This is a genomic window from Pseudomonas ceruminis, from assembly GCF_021602025.1.
In the GTDB taxonomy this organism is placed as follows: domain Bacteria; phylum Pseudomonadota; class Gammaproteobacteria; order Pseudomonadales; family Pseudomonadaceae; genus Aquipseudomonas; species Aquipseudomonas ceruminis.
The window spans coordinates 1-4,363 of sequence record NZ_BQHW01000059.1; the positions used below are offsets into that span (position 1 = coordinate 1).

The 4,363-nt window shown below is 52.5% G+C and carries 3 protein-coding genes; 1 reads left to right on the forward strand and 2 read right to left on the reverse strand.

Annotated features, from left to right (window positions below):
* Positions 1–119 precede the first annotated feature (119 nt).
* A complete protein-coding gene (locus tag L6D80_RS29720) occupies positions 120–1,499 on the forward strand; it encodes an AAA family ATPase (RefSeq protein WP_223849246.1) in 1,380 nt (459 codons plus the stop codon).
* Positions 1,500–2,217: 718 nt separating this feature from the next.
* On the opposite strand, the gene tnpC is transcribed toward L6D80_RS29720, so the two are convergent.
* Together tnpC and tnpB are read right to left on the reverse strand one after the other, a co-directional pair.
* Positions 2,218–3,747, reverse strand: a complete 1,530-nt coding sequence (gene tnpC / locus L6D80_RS29725) for an IS66 family transposase (RefSeq protein ID WP_176516853.1) — start codon at positions 3,745–3,747, stop codon at positions 2,218–2,220.
* An 18-nt stretch (positions 3,748–3,765) separates the two neighbouring features.
* Entirely contained in the window at positions 3,766–4,125 is a 360-nt protein-coding gene (gene tnpB, locus L6D80_RS29730) for an IS66 family insertion sequence element accessory protein TnpB (protein ID WP_012270248.1), read from the reverse strand.
* Positions 4,126–4,363 lie beyond the last annotated feature (238 nt).

A 4,363-nucleotide genomic window follows, 5' to 3' on the forward strand; every position in this document is an offset into this window, starting at 1 on the left:
TCTCGGCGGGTTTGCTTGCGCTTGCCGGCGTACTCAAAGTCGGAAAAGCTCATCTGGCTCATGGGCGGCTCGGATCAGGTGTTGCGGGGATTCTCGCATAACTGAAGGCTTGTTCGGAGATTCCTTATGATCAAGAAAAAGCCAAGGTTGTTCTGCTGAAAGAGAAATATATCAAAGCCGTTGACGCACTGGAGTTGGAATTAGATTCACCGACGTATACATCTTCAGCAATTCAGTCAGATACATCCTTCATAAAGTCTAAAAGCGAGTTGAAACGGTTGCTCACAATCAACCGAACCCGACTGGCTGATAAAGAAAAAACTGTGTCCACCTCTTTGTCGTTAGAATCTACAACAGCAATATTGGCAAATCTAAATTTGGCGATCAAAGCTCAAAGGGCCAAGGATGAAGCGCACAATCTTAGATTGAGCAAAAAGGATCAGCTCTTTGCGCAAGTGGTTACTGAGCTTTGGCAATTGATGCGTCTTCAAGCAGAAAAAATTATAGCCAGGCATAAAGAAAGTACGAGAAGTCATAGCGGCAGCATTACAGATTTAGATGCGAAGAAGAATGTGTTAGCTGAGCAGCGGCAAAGCAATCTTTTAGCGATAAGTGATTATCAGTCGAAAATGACCAATGTTGAAGAGGCGGTTAGAAACATTAATGCGTCCATCGCTAGCATTGGCATCACGGGTTTCAATCTGAAAAAGGTTGATGGCGACGGAACTAACTACTGCCTGGTTCGGGGGAATAATTCGACCGATATTTATAAGTCGTTGAGCGAAGGTGAAAAGACTCTTATTACCTTCTTGTATTTCCTTGAGCTGTGCGCAGGCAGTGTAGATGCAGACAAGCCGGTGGTAGCGAGCGATAGGATTATCGTGATTGATGACCCAATCTCCAGCTTGTCGCACAATTACGTATATGAGGTTGCCGCCCATATTTATCATCGCGTGCTATCATCGGAAGCGAGATTCAAGCAAGTCATCGTGCTTACTCATAACTTGTTCTTCTTTCATGAGTTGTTGAGAAATGCACAGCCGAGTATCACAAAAAAATACGCGTGCTTCCGAGTATCAAAGGGGGCTCATAGTGGTATCGAAAAGTTGGGGCATGATGAAATAAAAAATGATTACGAAACATACTGGCAAGTAATTAAAGATGCGCGCGATTCTAAAGTGCACGCTGCGGTGTTACCTAACATGATGCGCAATATTTTGGAGCAGTACTTTAGCTTCATTCATAAGAATGACAGCTTGATAAAGGCGCTCGAAGGCTTGGAAAAAGAGGATTTGGAATTTAAGCCGCTTTATCGTTATATAAATCGGAAGTCACATGGCGGCGCAATTAATATCACAGACTTTGGTGGGTGGAGCGCTGACAAAATGATTGAGAAGTTCCAAGGCGTCTTTGCGAGATCCGGATACCCCGAGCACTACGCCGTCATGATGGGCGGTATAGCCGGGGAGGAAGAGGGGACTATTCCTGCGAGCGCATGACGGCCAACTGACGTCAAAAAGAGGCCCTGGAAGGCGGTGGCGGCGATGTGCCACCCAGTGCTTCCAATCCCCATAGGTGGCTGCTAGGATAGGCCTGCAGCTACCACCAGCGACTCCCTTTCCGTGCTGCCTTACCCTCCAAACCGCATGAGCTTTGCGCAAGGGGCGCAAAGGCTATCAGCAGGCAATGCTGAGAAAATATGGAGGGTTCTTCATGAGAAATCATGAAAAAGTCGTACCTGTACGACAATACGAACGTTTCCGCTTTGGTCGTTGGGAACAGGTGCGTAAGCACCGCCGTTCCCTGCCTCGGCGGTAATGGATGAGTTTGGTGGTAGCTGCACTATTTACTCTCCCCCTCTACGGTGGGCATCACCCACTGACCCGTAGGCAACCTAGGCGCTGGTCGTGCCTCATCAAGCCTAAAATGATCGATGACGTCGACGCCTGAGTCCTTTAGGTAGTCAACCACCTCGTGGTAACGCTGGGTCACCAACAAGCCTCGCTTCAAGCCCACCCGAACAGCCTGCGTCACCTCAATAGCGTACGCCAGCGATGTTATGCAAGCGCCTACGAACTCGTTAGTCAGGTGCCTAACACACCCCTCAACCTCAACCATGAGCCCGGAGTCACTTGTCGACCTGATTACGCCGATGAAGGAGTCCCAAGTTCGGTAAGCGATCCATGAACCCCACCTACCGCAAGGTGAGGCCATCGTTTACCGTGGCATTTCCGGTGAACAGTTCCACGGCAACAGCGCTTCATAATCTGCAACCGATTGCGCATGGGGCAGCCGCTCCAGTACGTGGCGCAGCCACGTATAGGGCTCTTGGCCGTTGATCTTGGCGGTCTCGACTAAACTGTAAAGCTGAGCACTGGCGGTCGCACCCTTGGGCGTGTCGCTGAACAGCCAGGCTTTGCGGCCAATCACAAATGGCTTTATTGCGCGCTCTGCCGGGTTATTGTCGATCGGCAAATACCCAGCCTCCACATAACGCTCCAGCCGACTCCAATTGCTCGCCAGGTAATTCAGCGCCTTGCCGAGCACACTTTGCGACGTCACATATGGCTGCGTTTTGTCCAGCCAACTTTTCAACTGCCCCAGGATCGGCAGGCTTTTCTCCTGCCGGCCAGTCAATCGCTGCTCATCATTGGCGTCCTTCAGTTCACGCTCGATGCCATATAGCTTATTGATCAATGACAGCGCCATATCCGCGCGTCCGGCTTTGCCCTTGGGCTGCACTTTCTGAGCTTCAACAAACTTGCGACGCGCATGCGCCATGCACGCCAATCGTTCGACACCCGGCTGCAACGCCAGGGCGTTGTAGCCGGCGTAATCGTCCGTCATCACATAGCCGCGATAACTTTCCAGCAAGCGCAACGGTACCTCCTGCGCACGGCTGGAGGTGTAGTCGAACAGCACGACTTTCCGATCCGGTGGCCCACTGGCTTGCACCCACATCCAGGATTGGCTGGTCGGGTCTCGATCCGGTTGTTTAAGAACTTGGACGCGGGTTTCATCGCAATGGATGACCGGGCTTTCCAGCAACCGGTCGCGCATCAGATTCAGCAGTGGTTGCAGGTGCTCACCGCACTGAATCACCCAGCGCGCCAAAGTCTGACGCGGAATCTCGATACCGTGTCGGCTCAGCACCGTTTCAAAACGGTGCAGCGGCAAGCCATCGACATACTTGGTGGCCAACAGCATGGCCAGCACGCTCGGGCTGGCCATGCTCTTCTCGATCAACTGTGCGGGTTTGTCAGCGGTGACCGGAGCGGCTTCACAACCACGGCAACCGTAAATTTTACGGACGTGTTTGAGCACCCGGATCTGCATCGGCACGATATCCAGTTGCTCGCTGGTTTCTTCACCGATCACGGGTTTGCGGCAACCACAGGCACAGGCCTGCTCGTGTTCGGGCAGTTCGTGGATGACTTCAATGCGCGGCAGGTCAGCGGACAGCGGTTTGCGCTTGCCACGACGCAGTGTTGGCGCGACCACTTCTTCGTCGTTATCGACCGGAGGTATCGACAGGCTTTCCGGCTCGTTGAACAACGCGAGCTGCGGCGTGTTGGTTTCAACGGTCTGCTCGGACTTGCAACTGAACAGACGGTCGCGCAGTAGCTTGACCTGCTCTTTGAGATCGACGATCTGGCCCTTATCGACCGTGCGCTCCATCAGTAACTGCGCAAGCATTTGCTTGAGCAGTACGGGGTCATCGGGAAGGTCTTCGGGCATGGAAATCATGCCCCGGATTATACCGAATCAGGCGACGAATCGCGGAGTCAAAACCTGATGCGGGCGATTGCGCCAGAGGTCAAAACCGTCGAGTAACCAGTTCAGTTCCTGGACGGTGAGGACGATCGCTTCGTCGGTGGCGTCAGGTGATGTTTTGAATCGCTCGGATTCCAGGCGCTTGAGCCAAAGACAAAAGCCGTTGCGCTCCCAGTACAAGATCTTCACACGGTTGCGGGATTTGTTGAGAAATACGAAGAGCACGGGGTCGAACACCGCCACCTTGATGTCCAACTCGACCAGCGCCGCCAAGCCATCAATGGATTTTCGGAAGTCGACGGGCTTGGGGTAGAGATAGACTTTTTCGACTTTGGCGTCGGGACGCATCATGGCGTGCGGGCTCCAGAAAGAAATCGGGAGCACAGCATCGGCAATCAGCTGAGCGCTTTGAATGTGGGGTTCATGGAGCGCTTACCTTACGCAAATCGTCGGACACTGCCTTAGGGATGCTCCGATCAACTTGTCGTGCAGCCGCGGCAAGTTGCAATTTTCCAGGCACCTACAGCGTCATTGGACGAAAAGTGACCGAAAAATCATGTACGGAGAGCTTTTTCGACCGGTTCTCCGT

Excerpts from the sequence above, each read along its gene's own strand:
- tnpB (WP_012270248.1), bottom strand. The coding sequence starts at position 4,125 with ATGATGCGTCCCGACGCCAAAGTCGAAAAAGTCTATCTCTACCCCAAG.
- tnpC (WP_176516853.1), bottom strand. The coding sequence starts at position 3,747 with ATGATTTCCATGCCCGAAGACCTTCCCGATGACCCCGTACTGCTCAAG.